Consider the following 17,140-nt stretch of genomic DNA (forward strand, 5'->3'; position numbering starts at 1 on the left):
GATACCGGTCAATCCGATGGCGGAGCTCAAGTTCATCCACTTCACCACGGCACGCATTCTGCCCAAGCCGGCGCGGTTGCGGGACGTGCAGCTGCAGGACCTGGTGCGCCTGCTGGCCGAGCGCTTCGACAGCGCGCCGGGTGACGCCATGTTGGCCTTGATGATGCTGTGCCACGGCACCCGTATTGGCGAGACCCGGCAATCCCGCTGGGCCGACATTGCGCTGCCAGAGCGCGAGTGGTTCCTGCCGGCCGACCACACCAAAACCAAGACCGAGCTGCGGGTGCCGCTGACCGACCAAGTCGTTGCACTGCTGCGCCGCTACCGTGACCGCCAGACCGCTCAAGGATATGAGGGTGCCTTCCTGTTCCCGTCACGCCGTGGCAAGCCGCTGAGCGACAACCAGGCGAGCGCCGTGTTTACCCGGCTGGGGCAGGGCGCCTGGACCAGTCACGACCTGCGCAAAGTGGCACGTACAGCCTGGACCGACCTTGGCGTAGACGGGCACATCGGCGAGATGCTGCTCAATCACTCGCTGGGCAAGATCGCCTCCACCTACATCAACACCCAGGCCAAAGAGCAGCGCAGCCTGGCGTTGGTGAAGTGGCACAACTGGTTAGATGAGCGTGGCTTAAAGGCGATTCACGGGCAGACAGGCGTTAGATATGAAGATTCGCAAAACATCGTAGACGCCTTGAACGGTGGGGCCTGTGAGCCGGAACCACAATTTGTTAAGGGCGAGGTTTAAAAATGATGAAAAAGAGCAGTGGCCCCGCCTTAGTGCGCAGCTTGATACCGCTCACGGACTGCCCGTCATGCGCCGGCATAGGGATGATCAAGGGCGTCTTTCACGAGCTCGACTGCATCGGATGTCACTCGTCCGGCTTCGTCCATGCCCAGACGCTGGAGCCGCTGATGATCGAGGACCTGGTGGTTCAGCTCGGTCGGATGGTCAGGCGGGAGCGCAGTAGGTTGATGATCACCGTCAGCCCGTCGCGCCGAATGGCTGATGACTACCAACAGAACAACAGCCGCGGCCCAGGCCGCTCGTCTTACAAAGGGGATTGAGCCATGGCCTTCACACCGACATTTAAAGAGCGTACCGCCGAGGATTTGCTGGAGCACTGGGGCCGCTGGGTTGTCCTGGGTTCCGGCGTGTCCTGCTGCGCTTCTCGCGAGAACACCATCCTGTCGCCGATCATCACTGATGACGACGCGCTGCTGATCGATGGGCTGATGGGGCGCCTGCTGAAGCGATACCCCGAATGCGGCCAGGTCCTGATGAAGTACTACACCAGTCGCGACACCTCGCTAATGGAGGTAGGCAAGAAAATGAAGTTCGGCGAGGAGAAGACGCGCGGGCTCTGGAAGGCCGGAATTGCCTGGATTGATGGGGCTTTAGATATTCGTCGTCAGGCTGCTTGACAGGACCGGGGATGATATATAGATTTCAGTTACTTTGCGGTTTTTCCGCGAGCAAAGCCCGACCCTAGAGTTGGGCTTTTTGCTATACTGGGTTTGTACCCGGCTCCAGACTGGATCGTTTGATATCAAGGAAGTAGATGAACGGCAAAACGATCCGCTGGATTACCAATCTATTGTTGTGTATCGGCACCGGTTTTATGATCACGGGTTTCACGACACTGATTATCGGTGAAGCCATTGACGCTGATACGATCAGGACCGGCGCGACGATGTCGGTTGTTAGCTTTTTTGTAATCATCGCATCGTATGTCGTGGCAATGCTTGAGGAGGAAGTATGACTCTGACCATCATGGCTCTATGGGTTGTGGGTATCGCGCTCCTCATAGGCGTTGCTGTTAAGCGTGGGCGTGCCACTGCCAAGAAACCGCATCAGTTCTCTCCTCTTAATACTGCTGAAGCTTCAGCGGTCATTACTCGGGCTATTGCTGCCTCAGCGTTGACACAAAATGAAAGCAAGGCGCATGCCCATAAAGGCTTTAAAGGTATTTGGGCGAGGGTCGACGTGACAGGTGAGCGATCCTCTAGTGGGCAGCCCGTGTCTAGATCAATTGCAACCGGTGCGCTGTCTCAGACTAAGCCTGGAAAACCTTCAGGTCCCGCCAAGGGAAAAAAGGTTTTATAACGCGCAAGACTAAATTTCTTATCAAGCCCCGCCATTGTGCGGGGCTTTTTCGTTTCTGGAGTATCGGATGGATCCAAACGACCTCGGTCCTGGCGCCTTTGCTTGGCTGGGCGGCAGCGGCACCATCCTGCTCGGCGTCTTTCTCTGGCTGAGGAAGTTCCTCTCCAGGGATGCCACAGAGCGCGTCATGGACAATGCAGACATCGGCACCGTTCGGCGCCTAAACGAGCTGCTTGATTCGGAGCGTGTCGCTCGCAAAGAGGCCGAGGCCCGAGCCGATCAGTTCGCCAAAGAACGCAATGAACTGGCCGCAGCTGTAGGTCGAATGGAAGGGCGCATTGATGCGCTGACCAGTCAGGTCGCTCAACTCACTGACAAGGTGACTTCGCAGAGCCAGGAGATCTCCCGGTTGCGCACTCAGCTTGGAGGTAACAACTGATGGAAAGATGCGCAATCAACTTTATCGCGCGCCATTGGTGGCGACGCTTCGAGGTCTGGGTCATCGCACTCGCTCTCGTTGGTGGCGGCGCCATCTTCGGCTACCAGGCCGCGTACTGGTCTCTCGCCGAGAAGCAGAGCAATCAGGTCACCGACATCCGCAAGGCCTATGACGCCGCCATGGACGAACGTGACAAGCGACTTGAAGAGCTGACCCGCAAGACTGGCACCGCTGCTGACAAGGCGTCGAGGGCAGCGACTACAGCGGCCCAGGCAGCGGACAAGGCGGATGAAGCACTCAACCGCGTCGGGCAGTGAGCTGGAGGTGGTGATGGCTAAGGTAAGCGTAACGATCAAGGTTGTTCGGCGTTGGTGGGTGACTGATGTTCTCAGCCTTGCCATCTGCTACTGCTGGCTGACCGGCCGCGATGAGATGCCCGAGGCATTCATTGATTGGCTGGTGACTCACGGTTTCAAAATGGAGGCTGGTACGTAATGCCTCTGAGGCCAAAGAAGACCTGCAACGCCCAGGGTTGCAATGTACTGACTCGCAACCCGCGCTACTGCGATGCCCACACGGACATCGGCAAGAGCGCCGAAGCCAAGCGACATGAGCGCAAGCGCGAGACCAGCAGCCAGCGTGGGTACAGCTACAAGTGGCAGCAAGCTCGCAAGGCGTACTTGGCCAAGTATCCCTTATGCGTCGAGTGCGAGCGGCAAGGGCTGGTCGTGGCTGCAAACCACGTCGACCACATCCGGCCTCACAAGGGTGACTGGACGATCTTCTGGGACAGCTCGAACTGGCAGCCCTTGTGTCACCCATGCCACAGCCGGAAGACGGCAACGGAGGATGGCGGCTGGGGCAATCCAGCGAGTAATGCTGCGAAATGACCGAAAGCATCGCTTTAATGATGTTGATTCTCAATAACGGAGGGGGAGGGTCAAAACCTGGGGATTTTCGTCAACTAGACCGTCCCCTTGGCCTTTCTCTTACACCCGCGAAATTAAAAATTCAGGAGTTGCGCGATGGGAGGCACCGCCACGGTCGCCGGCCGTGGTCGCAAACCCAAGCCGACGGCCCAGAAAAAACTTGCTGGGAACCCCGGAAAGCGGGCACTCAATCATGATGAGCCCCAGTTCACCGCCGTCACAAACATCGACCCGCCGGACTGGTTGAGCGAGCGCGCGGCCACCATGTGGAAGATGCTTATTCCTGAATTACTCCGGGAAAAAGTTGTTGCGCTTACCGATTTGCACAACGTTGAGGCGTTCTGTTCCGCCTATGACAAGTGGCGCATGTCCGAAGAGGCTGTCCAGAAATTCGGGATCGTCGTGGCGTCTGCCCAGGGCAGCCCTATGAAGAACCCCGCACTTACTGCGGCGAACGAATCGATGCGCCAATTGGTCACGTTCGGCTCACTGCTCGGCCTCGATCCGGCGAGCCGGACGCGGATCATCGGCGGCAACAAGAAAACCTCAACCAATGAGTTCGCTCAACTACTGAGTTCCTGATGACCAAAGCCCTGCACGCCAATGTCGACAAGGCAATGGCTTGGGGTCGCTCCGTTCTCCGTGGGAAGGTGCCGGCATGCCGCTACATTCACCAGGCCGTGCAGCGCCACTTCGACGATGTGGCGGCCAGCCGCAAGCGTGGGTTTCGCTTCAAGTTTGACCCGGCCAAGGCCGAGAAGAAGCTGAAGCTCATTCAGCTGCTGCCCCATACAAAGGGCGAGTGGGCATTCAAGCGACAGCTGATTACCCTCGAGGGTTGGCAGTTGTTCGGCCTGGCAGTGACGTTCGGATGGGTCAAGAAGAAGGGTGGCCACCGAAGGTTCCGCGAAAGCTACTGGGAAGTGCCGCGCAAGAATGGCAAGTCCGTTGTTGCCGGTGGAGTGGGCATTAGCATGTTCGTGGCTGACGGTGAGTTCGGCGCCGAGGTGTACTCGGGTGCTACCACCGAGAAGCAAGCCTGGGAAGTGTTCAGACCGGCGAAGCTGATGGTCACCAAATCGCCAATGCTGGTGCAGGCTGCCGGGATTGAGGTGAACGCCTCGAACATGAATATCCCGTCGGACTTCAGCCGCTTCGAGCCGCTGATTGGCAACCCAGGCGACGGCGCTTCACCGAGCTGCGCCATCGTCGACGAATACCACGAACACCCTACGTCGGCCCAGTACGACACCATGCTCACGGGCATGGGCGCCCGCCGACAACCGCTGATGTTCATCATCACCACCGCCGGGGCCGACATCGAGGGGCCGTGCTACGACAAGCGGCGCCAGGTGATCGAGATGCTCGAAGGCACCGTGCCTGACGAGGAACTTTTCGGATGGATCTGGACGCTCGATGAAGGCGATGACTGGACCGATCCGAAGATGTTGGCCAAGGCTAACCCGAACCATGGGGTCTCAGTGTTCCAGGAGTACCTGGAGAGCCAGCAAGCCCGTGCAATTCGCTCGGCCCGATTCACCAACACCTTCAAGACAAAGCACCTCAACCTCTGGGTGAGCGCGAAGTCCGGCTTCTTCAACATGGAAAGCTGGAAGGCCTGCGAGGACACCTCGCTGACCCTGGAGCAGTTCGAGGGACAAGAATGGATCGCTGGCTTCGACCTGGCACGCAAGCTCGACATGAACTCGAGGGCCAGGCTGTTCTGGCGCGTTATCGATGGCAAGGTCCACTACTACAGCGTTGCGCCGAAGTTTTGGGTTCCGTACGACACCGCATTCGATACCGATAACAAGAGGATGTCCGAGCGGTTTCAGGCGTGGATTCACTCAAAGCATCTGGCTGTGACCGACGGTGCCGAGGTCGACTACCGCGAGATCCTTGAGGACACCAAGGAAGCGAATCATCTCGCCCCGATTCGCGAGTGCCCTATTGATCCGCACGGGGCGACAGGTCTCAGCCATGACCTTGATGACGAAGGTTTTGAGCCGGTCACCATCACGCAGAACTACACCAACATGTCCGACCCGATGAAGGAATTGGAGGCCGCTATTGAGGCTGGCCGGTTCCACCACGACGGCAATCCAATCATGACCTGGTGCATCGGAAACGTGATCGGCAAAAACTTGCCAGGCAACGACGATGTTGTGCGCCCGATCAAGCAGGGGGACGACAACAAAATCGACGGCGCGGTTGCGTTGATCATGACTATCGGTCGAGTTCTGGCAAACCTTCACCCCGATGACACCCTCTCTGACCACATCACTAAACACGGAATTCGAACCCTATGACCGACGAAATCAAGTCGCCAAAGCTGGAGGCGCTGAAAGAGGCTTTCCCCGATCTCGTCGGCGTCCTTGGTTTGGCTTTGCTGACGCGCGGCCTTTGGGCATGGATGGGTGAGCCACTCGCGTTAACCGTCTGCGGCGCGCTGCTGGTCACCTTGTCCGTGTACTCGATTGTGCGAGGTGGCCGCTGATGCTCCGCGCACTCCTTGGAAGGAAAGGCGGCACCCAGATCATTGATACGCCGGAGAAGCTGGCCCAGGCATTGGGCGCAGGCTATGAAAGCAATGCTGGCCAGCGCGTAACCACCACTAGTGCCATGCAGCAACTGGTTGTATTCAACTGCGTGCGGGTGCTGGCCGAGTCAATGGGAATGCTGCCTTGCCGGCTGCTAAAGCAAACCGGTCGGGTCCGACTGCCGGCGACGGCTCACCGGCTCTATCCGCTGATTACCATGGCCCCCAACAGCTACATGACCGCCCAGGAGTTCTGGGAAATGCTGGTGGCGTGCCTATGTCTTCGTGGCAACTTCTTCGCCTACAAGGTGAAGGCCTTGGGCAATGTGGTTGAGCTCCTACCGCTCAACCCGGACATCGTCACGCCAAAGCTCAAGGACGACTGGACAGTTGAGTACACCGTCAATTTCAAATCGGGTACGAAAACGCTAACCCAGGATGAAATATGGCATGTGCGGTTATTCACGCTGGACGGGCTCAACGGGCTAAACCCCATCGCTTACGCTCGCCAGGCGCTGGGTCTGGGCCAAGCGATGGACGCTCACGCCGCCAAGCTTTTTACGAATGGCGCTGTGACTAGCGGTGTTTTGCGGACTGAACAGCAGCTTACCGACGAAGCCTTTGGCCGGCTCAAGACGGAGTTTCAAGGCGAACACATGGGCGTGGCCAATGCCTACAAACCCATGATTCTGGAGATGGGCCTGGACTGGAAACCGATCAGCCTGAACGCCCAAGACACCCAGTTCATCGAATCCAAAAAACTGACCGAGTCGCAAATCTGCGGTTTGTTCCGTGTGCCGCCACATCTGGTGGCCAGCATGGAAAAGATGACGCTAAACAACATCGAACACATGGGTATGAGCTTCGTGAACTACTCACTGGTTCCGATCATGACCCGCATCGAGCACCGCATTCAGGTTGGGCTGCTCAACGAGAAAGACCGCCTTACTCACTACGCCAAGTTCAACGCTGGCGCGCTGATGCGCGGCGACCTGAAAGGGCGTTATGAATCCTATGGTAGGGGCATTCAGTGGGGGATCTTGAGCCCCAACGACTGTCGCGAACTGGAAGACGAAAATCCCCGCGAAGGCGGCGACATCTACCTCACCCCAATGAACATGACCACCAATCCAGAGGCTGCCGACGATGCAGACAAAACAGCGCCTTGACGTGCCGCTGACCATTAAGTCGGTCAGCGACAGCGGCGAGTTCGAAGGCTACGGCTCAGTGTTCGGCGTCGTGGACAGCTACAGCGATGTAGTTGTCCGCGGTGCATTTGCGGCAAGCCTCGCCAGGTGGAAGGAAAAAGGGCGCCTGCCGGCAATGCTCTGGCAGCACCAAATGAGCGAGCCGATCGGCGTTTACACCGAGATGCGCGAGGACGACGTTGGGCTGTACGTAAAGGGCCGCCTCCTGGTTGAGGCGGATCCACTCGCCAAGCGTGCGCACGGACACATGAAAGCAGGAAGTCTCACCGGGCTGTCCATCGGCTACATGCTCGAGGACGGCGGTTACGACTACGACAAGGAAAAGGGAATCTGGCTACTGAAGGCAATCGACCTGTGGGAAGTATCCCCGGTCACCTTCCCGGCCAACGACGAGGCCCGGATCACTGATGTGAAATCTCTGCTGGCCCGCGGCGAAACACCGCCGCCCAGCAAAGTGGAGCGAGCCCTTCGAGAGGTTGGGTTTTCTGGCTCCCAGGCCAAGGCCTTTATGGCCAAGGGCTACGGCGCAGTTTCACCGCGAGAGGCGGATGCCGACGAAGCAATGCAATCACTCAAATCACTGTTGACCCGCATTTAAGGAGCCTCTCATGGCTGTTGAAAAGAAAGATATCGAAGACGTCGCCGAAGCCCTGGGCAAGAAGTTCGACGAATTCAAAAAGACCAATGACAAGCGCATTGATGGCCTGGAAGAAGAAAAGGGCAAGCTGTCCGGCCAGGTCGATACCCTCAACGAAAAGCTGAGCGAGCTTGATGAGCTGAAAAGCAATCTGGAAAAGGAGCTGTTGTCCCTCAAGCGCCCAGACGGCACCGGCACCAAGGCCGCCAGTGAGCACAAGACCGCATTCATGCAGTTCGTGCGCAAGGGTATCGAGACCGGCCTGGGCGAACTGCAGGCGAAGGCATTGCAGGTCGGCGTTGATGCAGATGGCGGCTTCGCCGTTCCCGAAGAGCTTGACCGCAGCATCATCGAACTGCTGCGCGACACCTCGCCTATGCGTCAGGTCTGCAACCAGATCACCGTTGGCAGTCCGGACTACAAGCGTCTGGTGAACCTCGGCGGTAACGGCGCGGGCTGGGTGGGTGAAACCGATCCTCGTCCGGCAACCAACACTCCCAAACTCGGCAACATCTCTGCGTTTATGGGTGAGCTGTACGCCAACCCACAAGCCACTCAGACCAGCCTTGACGACATCTTCTTTGATGCTGAGGGCTGGCTGAATGGTGAGGTTGCTCGCGACTTCGCCGAGAAGGAAGGCAATGCTTTCCTGAAAGGTGATGGCGTCAACAAGCCAAAAGGTCTGCTGGCTTACGGCTTCGACCTAAAGAGCGACGACGACCGAGCGTTCGGCGTTCTGCAAAAGCTCGTTTCTGGCACCGCCGGTGCGATCACTGGCGACAGCCTGATCAGCCTCATCCATGCGCTTAAGGCGGGCTACCGCGCCAATGGCACCTGGATGATGGGCAACCTGACTGTTGCCTACGTCCGCAAGCTGAAGGACAGCGAGGGCAACTACCTGTGGCGCCCAGGCTTGGAAGCGGGCGCACCCTCGGTCCTGCTGGGTTATGGCATCACCGAAAACGAAGACATGCCAGATGTTGCGGCTGACGCCAATGCCATCGCATTCGGCGACTTCAAGCGCGCCTACACCGTGGTGGATCGCATCGGTACCCGCGTGCTGCGTGACCCGTACACCAACAAGCCGTTCGTTGGCTTCTACACCACCAAGCGCGTCGGCGGCATGCTGGTCGACTCCCAGGCGGTGAAGATTCTCACCCTGAGCGCCGCTGCCTGAATGGGTGGGCGCCTGCGGGCGCCCTGCCTACCGGAGGATTTATGCCGATCATTATTGTGAAAAAACCGTTCCCATTCTCTGCGGATGGTAACCATGTAGTTGAGGTTGCAGCCGGCGAGCAGGATGTCTCGGAGCGCTGTGCGCTGGTGGCGGTCGAGCACCTGGGTGTGGCTTCCTACGCCAATCAACTGGACGCAAATGGTCTGAAGATGGATGGTCCGACCATTGCTGAGTTCGTAGCAGGCGGCTATCTGGCGCTGAATTACCCGCCTGAGGGGTATGCGTCGCGCAGCTCGCAGGAAGAAATCGACGCAGCGATTGATGCGCAGAAAGAAACCGATCCGCTCAAGATGAAGGTTCTCGATCTGAAGGCCTGGCTCGCTGGCAAAGGGATCGAGTTCGATCCGTCCGCCAACAAAGAAGCCCTTCAGGCGCTGGTGCCGAAGGTTGATTGATCTCCCCATCGTCAAGGCTCACTTACGGGTCGACCATGACGACGAGAATGCGCTGATTCAAGGCTACACGGATGCAGCCCTCAGCGCGTTTGAGACCTGGACCAATCGCACGCTAGTTGATCCTGAGACGGCTTTGCCTGATCCAGTCGGCAATGCCCTGCTGATGACCAAGGCGATTAAGCAAGGAGCGCTGTTGCTGATCGGGCACTGGTATAGCAGCCGCGAGACGGTGGTGATCGGAACGATCACTGCGGAACTGCCTATGGCAACAAATGCTCTGTGGAAGCCTCACCGCTGGGTGAATGTATGAGGGCCGGACCGCTGCGCCACCGGGGCACGATGTTCAAGCCAGTGCTCACCAAGAACAAAACAGGCGGTTTTGATATCGCGTGGGTCGAAGTGGGCAAGCTCTGGTCGGAGATTACATTGCCGACGGGGCGGGTATCACCCGTGGCCGAGCAACTGAAAGCGGTGGTAACAGCAGAGATTCGCATGCATCCCCGCCCTGATGCGGTCGCAGGCAATCGCCTGGTCTACCAGGCGAATGGAATCGCCACCACCTACCTGATCGAAGCCGCGCTGCCCAACAACGAGCGCGACATGCTTCGATTGCTCTGTTCAAACGTACCCAATCCTTAGAGGTGAAATATGAAAGTAGTTGCCCTGGGCACTCTTTCCGGCGCTACCGGCGACCGAGAAAAGGGTGAAGAATTCACGGTGGACGCCAAGCTTGGTGCGGACCTAGTGGCGCGCGGTCTGGTAGAGCCTGCTCCCGAGTCTGCGCCTGTCACTGAAAAGGCTTCCAAGGCCAAGGAGTAGGACATGGCCAGTCGTCGCTCGCGCATGTCTGGTGACTTCAAGCTGCGCCGGACGCTGCGCACGCTCCACCAATCCATGGATAACGAGTTGGCACCGGTGATGCGTGACAGTGCCGAGCGCATTCTTTCGACGATGAAGAACCTGATCCCGAAAGACACTGGTGCCGCTGCTGCCGCGCTGACGGTATTTGTGTCTCAAAGCGGCCTGGACGCCCAGATCGGTATCCGTGGCAAGAAGAACAAGCAACGGTTCTTCTACCTGCGGTTTGTCGAGTACGGGACGAAGGGCTACACCGGCAACAAGCGCGCCGGGGGGCGTGCCCGCCGGCCGACGAACAAGGCTGACGGTACGCACTTTTTCGGCAAGTACCCGGACATTCCGGCACGGCCCGCGCACCCATGGCTTCGCCCAGCGAAGGACGTGAACCGGGAATATGTCGTGGCCAACATCAAGGCCGCCATCGGTCGAACGCTGAGCAAGGCAAGCAGGGGGATATCCAATGGCTGATCCGTCCGTTGCGTTGCAGGAGGCGCTGCTCGCCAGGTTGGAGGCCGAGGTGTCATGTCCGGTCTATGACGGCGCCCCGATGGATTCGGATATGCCGTATGTCTCGTTTGATCGGGAGATATCCACCAACATCTCGCCTATTGCCGGCAGGAAGCGTCAGCAGCGCCTGACCTACCTGTCGGTCTGGTCGGACGCTCATGGCCAGGCCGAGGTGAAGCGCATCCTCGGAGAGGTTGTGGCGGCCCTGGATGAGCGCCGGTTGCCGCTGGACGTTGGCCGGGCAGTGTCGGTCCGGGTCGAGCAAGCCGACGCCCAGCGCGATGCTGACGGCGTCACGTACCAGGGATCGATCACGGTCCGCATCATCACCACTCACTAAACCCAACACCCGGCCGCACCGCGGCTTTATCCAATGTGCCCTTGGAGGAACCCCCATGGCCGAAGACAACCTCAACACAGCCGCCGGCTGCCGGATCGGTATCGGTAGCAAGAACGGCGCGGACACTGAAGCGCTCTACAAAGCAGACACCTACGTCGGTATCGGCGAAGTGGAGGACCTGGGCGAGTTCGGCGACACGTTCAGCTCTGTGACCTTCACTTCGCTGCGCGATGGCCGGGTACGCAAGTACAAGGGCACCGCTGATGCTGGTGACCTGACTCTGGCTGTCGGCCTCGACAACGGCGACCTGGGCCAGGCCAAGCTGAAGATCGCTCACAAGGATCGCAGCAAGGGCGACTACAACATCAAGATCACGCTGAACGATGGCGATCCTGATGCCACCCCGGCGCTGCTGCCGACCACCTTCTACCTGCGTGGCAAGGTGATGAACAACACCGTCGCCGCCGGCGCCGCTGACAACGTGGTTCGCCGCAACGTCACCATCGGCATCAACTCCGACATCCTGGAAATTCTCCCGGCTGCAGCGGCTTAACCCGAGGGGCTTCGGCCCCGAACCCAAAGGATTCGACGCATGAGCAAGACCCTTTTCGGTACCGTCGACATCAGTCTCGACGGCGAGACGTACACCCTCAAGCCCACGCTCGGCGCGGTGCGGGCCATTGAGGCCCACTTCGGCGGGCTGCGCGGCGCGTCCCAGGCAATCAACGCGCTGAGCGTCGGCGGTTGCGCGGTGATCATCGCCGGCGGCGCCGGGCTGACCGGCAAGGATGCTGAGGCCATCGCTGAGCAGGTTTGGCAGGCGGGCGTCGTTGACGTCAGTATTCAGCTCAATGCCTACCTGGCAGCGCTGTACAACCCGAAGGGCCCTGACGCGGGAAAGGAAAAGCCGGCGGCGGCGTAAGTGCTGTCGAGAACGGCAGCTACGTCGACCGGCTCTACGCGGTAGCCACTGGCTGGTTGGGCTGGTCGCCCGAACTGGCCTGGGCCACACCGATCCCTGAACTGTTCCTGGCCATGGACGCCAAGATCGAATGGGCGCAGATGACGAACCCCTTCGGCGGAGGAAAGGCGAAAGCCAAGGCTGATAAGCCATCTGCGTCAACTGTGGCCGATAAGCTGCGGCAGGCGCTCACGGGGCGGCAGGCTCAGTAGTATGGGAGTAGCAATAAGTGCTTTTTGAGATCAGGCAGTGGTAAATTCCCTGGAAATACAGGGAGTGAAGCGATGCGTGTTTCTATTTTGATTGCTGCATTGGCAGTGTTGTACGGGTGCTCAGGTCCTCAGCCTGCTGTGCGGCCTTCTGCGGGCAGCGCCCAGGTTGCGCCTGCTCAAAAAGAGGTGTTCATAACATTCGATCCCGCTGGAAAAAACGTTCAAGCCAAGAGCTTTGCATCCGCTAAGGACCTACTCGGGGAACTCAAAAGGCTTGGCGGGCCGAGAGGGGAGTATGAGACCGATGCTGCGTTCGCGAGCAGGATGGCTTCCTTCGGAAACTTTTCTGTAAACGGAGTCGTTCTGCCATCATCGATCAAGTTTGATCGGGTTACCGGTGAGTTTTCGTTGCGAGTCTCAATGCATGACGCTCAAGGGCGGGGATTTAAGAGTGGGCTGGATCCCCTGAAGGCGGTCAACACCGACTATCCGGCGTTCGATCTTGGGGAGGATACTTATTCTAGAGGGACTTACTCTGGACAGAACTCTTTTGGGGCTACAGCTCTGATTGAGAAGCAGAAGATTGACCGATATTTTCTCGTTTTCAGCCCTGTCCCTAAAGCACCCGGGACAGTATTTTTCTACAACGTTTCGGGTAAGTTGAAAATATCGGCAAAAGAGATGGAGAGCCAGCGAGAGAATATTCGAGTCAATTTTACCGTAATGCCGGTACCAGACTTTGTTCAGGCCGCGAAGGATTATCACGCGCCAACGATCAGCAGCCCGCACGAGTCAGAGATTGATAGTTACTTTTTCCAAGCAAAGGTGTTTTGGATTAAGGTCGTAAATATCAAAACCGGTCAGATATACGACGACGAAGCAAAAATGAGCATAGAGACGCTCTGAGTTAATTCATTCATCAAGAAAGCCCACTTCGGTGGGTTTTTTATTGCCCGGAGAAAAGCATGGCTGATACCGACGTACAGGGGATGCTCGTCCGCATCGAGGCGACCACTGCCCAGTTGCGTCAGGAAATGGCGCGTGCCGATTCCAGTGTTGCTCAAGCCTCGGGGAAGATCGATAAAAGCCTGGGCCGTGTAGATTCTGCCTTCGATCGTACCGGTGAGCGCGCCCAGCACGCTTCCGGATTGATTAAGGGGGCTCTCGCTGCAGCGATTGGTGCTGCTGGTATTGGCAAGATCATCGAGACGGCTGACTCCTACGGCCAGATGTCCGATCGTATCGGCATGGCGACCGTGAGTGTGGGTGAATACGATCTGGTGCAGCAGCGCCTGCTCGATACCGCAAAGCGCACCTACCGACCTTTGGCCGAAGCTCAAGAGCTGTACATCCGCACATCGGACAGTCTCAAGTCCATGGGCTATAACACCAGCCAGGCGCTGGATGTGATGGATAGTTTTAGCTTTTTGCTGGTGACTAACTCTGCTTCAGCAGATAAAGCCAGTTCTGCCATCGATGCTTATTCGAAGGCGCTTCAGACTGGAAAGGTTGAGGCTGACGGTTGGCAATCAATTCTGGCGGCGATGCCCACGGTTGTGGACACCATTGCCAAATCGACGGGTAAGACAGCTGAGGAAATCCGCAGTCTCGGCGCGCAGGGGAAGCTTGGCCTAGACATCCTGACTTCAGGATTGCAGAAGGCCTCGGAAGCCAATGGTATTCTCGCTGACAGCATGAGTGTTGCAGTACGTGATGCGCTGCAGAACCTGTCCAATGCATTTAGCGTTTACATTGGCCAGTTGGACGAGACCGCCGACTTCACTGGCAAACTTGGCAGCGGCATCGCGGTGCTCGGTGACAATTTTTCCACCCTGGCTGATATCGCCATCTTCGCGGCCATCACTGCTTTAACTCGGTACGGTGTAACCTCGGCAAACTCTGCCGCAATAGCAACGTACTCTGCCTACAAGGACGCGGCTGCGCGCAAAGCGCAGGCAACCGCCGTTCTCCTCGCCGCCCAGGCCGAGCAGCAAAAAGCGCAGACAACGGTGTTCCTTGCCCAGAAAGAGGCGGTGGCTGCGCGCGGTACCGCCGTACAAACTCAAATGTCTCTGCAGCTTGCGGAAGCGCGCATGGCAGAGGCAAGGGCGACCACCGCCGTCTCGTCTGCACAGGCAGGCCTTGGGCGTGCAAGTAGTGGCTTGCTTGGCCTTCTTGGCGGGCCTGTTGGTGTCGCGGCTCTCGCTATTGGTGCCGCGACCGCATTCATCACACTGCGTGACAACACCAGCGTGCTTGAGAAGAAGCTGGGTGATCTCAGTGACCCGATCGATAAGCTCGTTGAGCGATTCAACAAGCTCAACCGGGCAACGCAGTCTGTCACTCTCCGGGAGCTGAAGGCCTCCATTGAGGATGCTGAGAGCGACCTGACCACTGCGGCGGGCTCGATCGCCTTCGAGTTTCAGAGCAGCCTGACGAATGCCGGCCTTGCTGGCGCGTCCGGTTTCATGGGTGGCATCGCTCCGTTACCGGCTGAGTTCCAGTCGGCAATGGACATCATCAAGAAAGCGTCGTCCGATCAGTCTTCTGGAATGGTTGTTGACTGGAAGGCCGTGGCAGACCAGGTGCGGGAGGTCCCAGGTGTCACTGATGAGATGGCCAACGCCCTCGAAAAGAGCGGCGGCGCTGCAGCCGAGAAGGCTGAGATCATCGCCAAGCTCAGGACTGCATTGGCAGAGCTAACCGGGGAGACGGATGCCAATACCCGGGCAGAGCGTGACAATGCTGCTGCCCGCGCGGGAGCTGCTCAGGCTGGCCAGAAGTACCTTGATCAGCTTCTGAAGCAGTTGGCCACTGCCCAAGACAAAACCAGCCTTGAGGCGGCGAACAGATTCATCCGTGAGAACACATTGCTCACCGAAGAGCAGATCGTTGCTATTCGCTCTGCTGCCGCCGCGAAAGACGCCCAGAAAGCCGCTGACGATGCGGCTGCCAAGGCGACTAGAAAGAACGCTACCGAGACTACCTCTGCCGCCAAGCAACAGCTCAAGTCGTTTGATACTGCCGAGGAGGGCTACAAGCGCCAGATCGAACTGATCAACACCACCGGCAACAAGCAGAACGAAGCCACGGAGGTGATGAAGCTTTCCTTCGAACTTCAGGAAGGGAAGCTTGGCAAGCTGAGCGAGGCGCAAAAGAAAAAACTCCAGGGCATGGCCGCCGAACTGGATGCCCTGAACAAGCTGAAGAAGGCCAACGAAGACGATCTGAAGCTGACCGCCTTCAAGAATGCCCAAGCGTTGACCACCCAAACCACGAAGGATGGTTTCGCGCAGGAACTGACCGGCGTTGGCATGGGCGACAAAGCCAGAGACCGGATGCGCGCCGATCTGGTCATGCGGCAGAAGTACGCCGCTGATGTGAATGAGCTTGTGAAGCAGGTCAACAGTGGGGAGATCACCCCGCAGCTGTATGCAAGCGAAACGGCAACGCTCAAGAGCGAGTACGACAAGCGATTGCAGTATCAGCAGGACTTCTACGCTGCCACGGACGAGCAGCAAACCAACTGGATGAATGGAGTCAACGAGGCGTGGGCGAACTATGCCGATGCCGCTCGTGACTATTCCGCCCAGGCTGCGGACATAACCAACACAGCGCTGCAAGAAGGCACCAGCGGTCTTGGCACTTTCTTCTCGGATGTGGCCAGCGGCGCCGAGGATGCCGGTGACGCCCTGGGCGACATGATTGGCAACTTCGCCAAGTCGATGCTCAAGGCGCTGGGTGACATGGCGGCTCAGTGGTTGATCTACCAGGGCGTGCAACTGCTCGTGGGCAAAACCACTCAGGCGAGCGCCGCCGGCACGCTGGGGGCAAACGCGCAAGCCATGTCGCTGACGGCTGGCCTGAACGCCTTCGCGTCCACCGCGGCGATTCCGATCATTGGCCCAGCAGCAGCGCCGGCGGCGATGGCCACCGCCATGGCTGTAACCGGGCCGCTGGCTTCGGCTGTCGGCATGACTGCTCTGGCGGGTATGGCGCACGACGGTATAGATGCGGTTCCAAAGGATGGCACCTGGTTCCTGCAAGAGGGCGAGCGCGTAACTACCGCTCAAACGAGCGCCAAGCTTGACGCCGTGCTGTCGAGGATCGATAGGGGGCTGGGCAGCGAGCAGCCGTATGCGCAGATCGGCGTCGGTAGCCTGGAGTCAGCTGGTGACGGGCGGACCGCAATGGTTGGCGCTGGCGCCCAGTCGGCACCAAGCGGGCCGACACAGATTGTCTTCAACGCACCAATCACCGTGCAGGCACAGCCCGGCATGACAGACCAGGATGCAGCACGCCAAGGACAGGCGATGTCGGCCGGGCTGGAGACGCAGTTCGGCAAATTCCTTGATCGTGAAATGGGCCAGGGTGGCCGGCTGTGGAGGCGTTGATGGCTGAGACATTTACTTTTGATGTTGAGGTCGGCCTTGACGGTGATATCAGCCAGCGAACATGGGAAAACGAGTTTGGCGACGGCATGGTCCAGGCCGGGGGCATTGGCATCAACACCAAGAGTCAGGTATGGAATCTGGTGCACACCGGCGAGGATCTACCGGGCGAGGAGTTGCCCGAGTTGCTGGCGTTCCTTGATCGGCATGAGGGCTATAAGGCTTTTCGCTATTCGCCGCCTGGTGAGCCCCAAGGCTGGTACCGGGCCAATGGGTACAAGAAGAAAGCCCTCGGCATGAACATCTACACCGTCACGTTCACCGTGAAGCAGGTGTTCAACCCCCGACCTTAAACCTCACCAAACCCCGCCAAGTGCGGG

General features: G+C 58.5%; 25 protein-coding genes. All 25 read left to right on the forward strand.

Annotation, left to right across the window (positions count from 1 at the left end):
* Window positions 1-748: site-specific integrase (locus HX855_RS29720; protein WP_177090007.1), on the forward strand; the 748-nt coding region annotated here is incomplete at its 5' end.
* A 5-nt stretch (window positions 749-753) separates the two neighbouring features.
* Window positions 754-1,068: a hypothetical protein gene (locus tag HX855_RS29725; protein ID WP_177090006.1), complete on the forward strand. Its 315-nt coding sequence runs from the start codon at window positions 754-756 to the stop codon at window positions 1,066-1,068.
* Window positions 1,069-1,071: 3 nt separating this feature from the next.
* On the forward strand, window positions 1,072-1,425 hold the full coding sequence (locus tag HX855_RS29730) for an antiterminator Q family protein (RefSeq protein ID WP_177090005.1): 354 nt from the start codon (window positions 1,072-1,074) through the stop codon (window positions 1,423-1,425).
* Window positions 1,426-1,562: 137 nt separating this feature from the next.
* Entirely contained in the window at window positions 1,563-1,763 is a 201-nt protein-coding gene (locus HX855_RS29735) for a hypothetical protein (protein WP_177090004.1), read from the forward strand.
* A complete protein-coding gene (locus tag HX855_RS29740; protein ID WP_177090003.1) occupies window positions 1,760-2,107 on the forward strand; it encodes a hypothetical protein in 348 nt (115 codons plus the stop codon). Before HX855_RS29735 ends, HX855_RS29740 begins: the two co-directional genes overlap by 4 nt.
* A 67-nt stretch (window positions 2,108-2,174) precedes the next feature.
* Window positions 2,175-2,546 carry a hypothetical protein gene (locus HX855_RS29745; RefSeq protein WP_054917196.1) on the forward strand — a complete coding sequence of 124 codons (372 nt, stop codon included), beginning with the start codon at window positions 2,175-2,177 and terminating at the stop codon, window positions 2,544-2,546.
* Window positions 2,546-2,863, forward strand: a complete 318-nt coding sequence (locus HX855_RS29750) for a hypothetical protein (RefSeq protein WP_177090002.1) — start codon at window positions 2,546-2,548, stop codon at window positions 2,861-2,863. The genes HX855_RS29745 and HX855_RS29750 overlap by 1 nt, the downstream gene beginning before the upstream one ends.
* Window positions 2,864-2,876: 13 nt before the next feature.
* Window positions 2,877-3,041 (forward strand): hypothetical protein, encoded by a 165-nt coding sequence (locus tag HX855_RS29755; RefSeq protein ID WP_177090001.1) that lies wholly within the window; start codon window positions 2,877-2,879, stop codon window positions 3,039-3,041.
* Window positions 3,041-3,436 (forward strand): HNH endonuclease, encoded by a 396-nt coding sequence (locus tag HX855_RS29760; protein ID WP_177090000.1) that lies wholly within the window; start codon window positions 3,041-3,043, stop codon window positions 3,434-3,436. Before HX855_RS29755 ends, HX855_RS29760 begins: the two co-directional genes overlap by 1 nt.
* A 135-nt stretch (window positions 3,437-3,571) precedes the next feature.
* Window positions 3,572-4,057 carry a phage terminase small subunit P27 family gene (locus HX855_RS29765; protein ID WP_177089999.1) on the forward strand — a complete coding sequence of 162 codons (486 nt, stop codon included), beginning with the start codon at window positions 3,572-3,574 and terminating at the stop codon, window positions 4,055-4,057.
* The gene (locus HX855_RS29770; protein ID WP_177089998.1) at window positions 4,057-5,784 is read left to right on the forward strand and encodes a terminase large subunit; all 1,728 of its coding nucleotides are present in this window, start codon (window positions 4,057-4,059) and stop codon (window positions 5,782-5,784) included. The genes HX855_RS29765 and HX855_RS29770 overlap by 1 nt, the downstream gene beginning before the upstream one ends.
* The gene (locus HX855_RS29775) at window positions 5,781-5,972 is read left to right on the forward strand and encodes a hypothetical protein (protein ID WP_080519862.1); all 192 of its coding nucleotides are present in this window, start codon (window positions 5,781-5,783) and stop codon (window positions 5,970-5,972) included. Before HX855_RS29770 ends, HX855_RS29775 begins: the two co-directional genes overlap by 4 nt.
* Window positions 5,972-7,183: a phage portal protein gene (locus tag HX855_RS29780; RefSeq protein ID WP_177089997.1), complete on the forward strand. Its 1,212-nt coding sequence runs from the start codon at window positions 5,972-5,974 to the stop codon at window positions 7,181-7,183. Before HX855_RS29775 ends, HX855_RS29780 begins: the two co-directional genes overlap by 1 nt.
* Window positions 7,161-7,820, forward strand: coding sequence for an HK97 family phage prohead protease (locus tag HX855_RS29785; RefSeq protein WP_080519864.1), 660 nt, complete (start codon window positions 7,161-7,163; stop codon window positions 7,818-7,820). The genes HX855_RS29780 and HX855_RS29785 overlap by 23 nt, the downstream gene beginning before the upstream one ends.
* 10 nt (window positions 7,821-7,830) lie before the next feature.
* Window positions 7,831-9,036: a phage major capsid protein gene (locus tag HX855_RS29790; protein ID WP_177089996.1), complete on the forward strand. Its 1,206-nt coding sequence runs from the start codon at window positions 7,831-7,833 to the stop codon at window positions 9,034-9,036.
* 41 nt (window positions 9,037-9,077) lie between these two features.
* On the forward strand, window positions 9,078-9,491 hold the full coding sequence (locus tag HX855_RS29795; RefSeq protein WP_177089957.1) for a hypothetical protein: 414 nt from the start codon (window positions 9,078-9,080) through the stop codon (window positions 9,489-9,491).
* Complete coding sequence (locus HX855_RS29800; RefSeq protein ID WP_169922077.1) at window positions 9,484-9,801, forward strand: head-tail connector protein; 318 nt, start codon at window positions 9,484-9,486, stop codon at window positions 9,799-9,801. The genes HX855_RS29795 and HX855_RS29800 overlap by 8 nt, the downstream gene beginning before the upstream one ends.
* Window positions 9,798-10,130 carry a head-tail adaptor protein gene (locus HX855_RS29805; protein WP_169922078.1) on the forward strand — a complete coding sequence of 111 codons (333 nt, stop codon included), beginning with the start codon at window positions 9,798-9,800 and terminating at the stop codon, window positions 10,128-10,130. Before HX855_RS29800 ends, HX855_RS29805 begins: the two co-directional genes overlap by 4 nt.
* A gap of 183 nt (window positions 10,131-10,313) precedes the next feature.
* The gene (locus HX855_RS29810; RefSeq protein WP_177089995.1) at window positions 10,314-10,817 is read left to right on the forward strand and encodes an HK97-gp10 family putative phage morphogenesis protein; all 504 of its coding nucleotides are present in this window, start codon (window positions 10,314-10,316) and stop codon (window positions 10,815-10,817) included.
* Window positions 10,810-11,196 (forward strand): DUF3168 domain-containing protein, encoded by a 387-nt coding sequence (locus tag HX855_RS29815; RefSeq protein ID WP_177089994.1) that lies wholly within the window; start codon window positions 10,810-10,812, stop codon window positions 11,194-11,196. Before HX855_RS29810 ends, HX855_RS29815 begins: the two co-directional genes overlap by 8 nt.
* 55 nt (window positions 11,197-11,251) lie before the next feature.
* Window positions 11,252-11,749: a hypothetical protein gene (locus HX855_RS29820; protein ID WP_177089993.1), complete on the forward strand. Its 498-nt coding sequence runs from the start codon at window positions 11,252-11,254 to the stop codon at window positions 11,747-11,749.
* 39 nt (window positions 11,750-11,788) lie between these two features.
* Window positions 11,789-12,118 (forward strand): hypothetical protein, encoded by a 330-nt coding sequence (locus tag HX855_RS29825; RefSeq protein ID WP_177089992.1) that lies wholly within the window; start codon window positions 11,789-11,791, stop codon window positions 12,116-12,118.
* A gap of 323 nt (window positions 12,119-12,441) precedes the next feature.
* Window positions 12,442-13,275 (forward strand): hypothetical protein, encoded by an 834-nt coding sequence (locus tag HX855_RS29830; RefSeq protein ID WP_177089991.1) that lies wholly within the window; start codon window positions 12,442-12,444, stop codon window positions 13,273-13,275.
* Between the two features lie 59 nt (window positions 13,276-13,334).
* On the forward strand, window positions 13,335-16,763 hold the full coding sequence (locus tag HX855_RS29835) for a tape measure protein (protein ID WP_177089990.1): 3,429 nt from the start codon (window positions 13,335-13,337) through the stop codon (window positions 16,761-16,763).
* Window positions 16,763-17,113 carry a phage tail protein gene (locus HX855_RS29840; RefSeq protein ID WP_177089989.1) on the forward strand — a complete coding sequence of 117 codons (351 nt, stop codon included), beginning with the start codon at window positions 16,763-16,765 and terminating at the stop codon, window positions 17,111-17,113. Before HX855_RS29835 ends, HX855_RS29840 begins: the two co-directional genes overlap by 1 nt.
* Window positions 17,114-17,140 lie beyond the last annotated feature (27 nt).

It is taken from the genome of Pseudomonas sp. IPO3778 (assembly GCF_013386825.1).
Lineage (GTDB): Bacteria > Pseudomonadota > Gammaproteobacteria > Pseudomonadales > Pseudomonadaceae > Aquipseudomonas.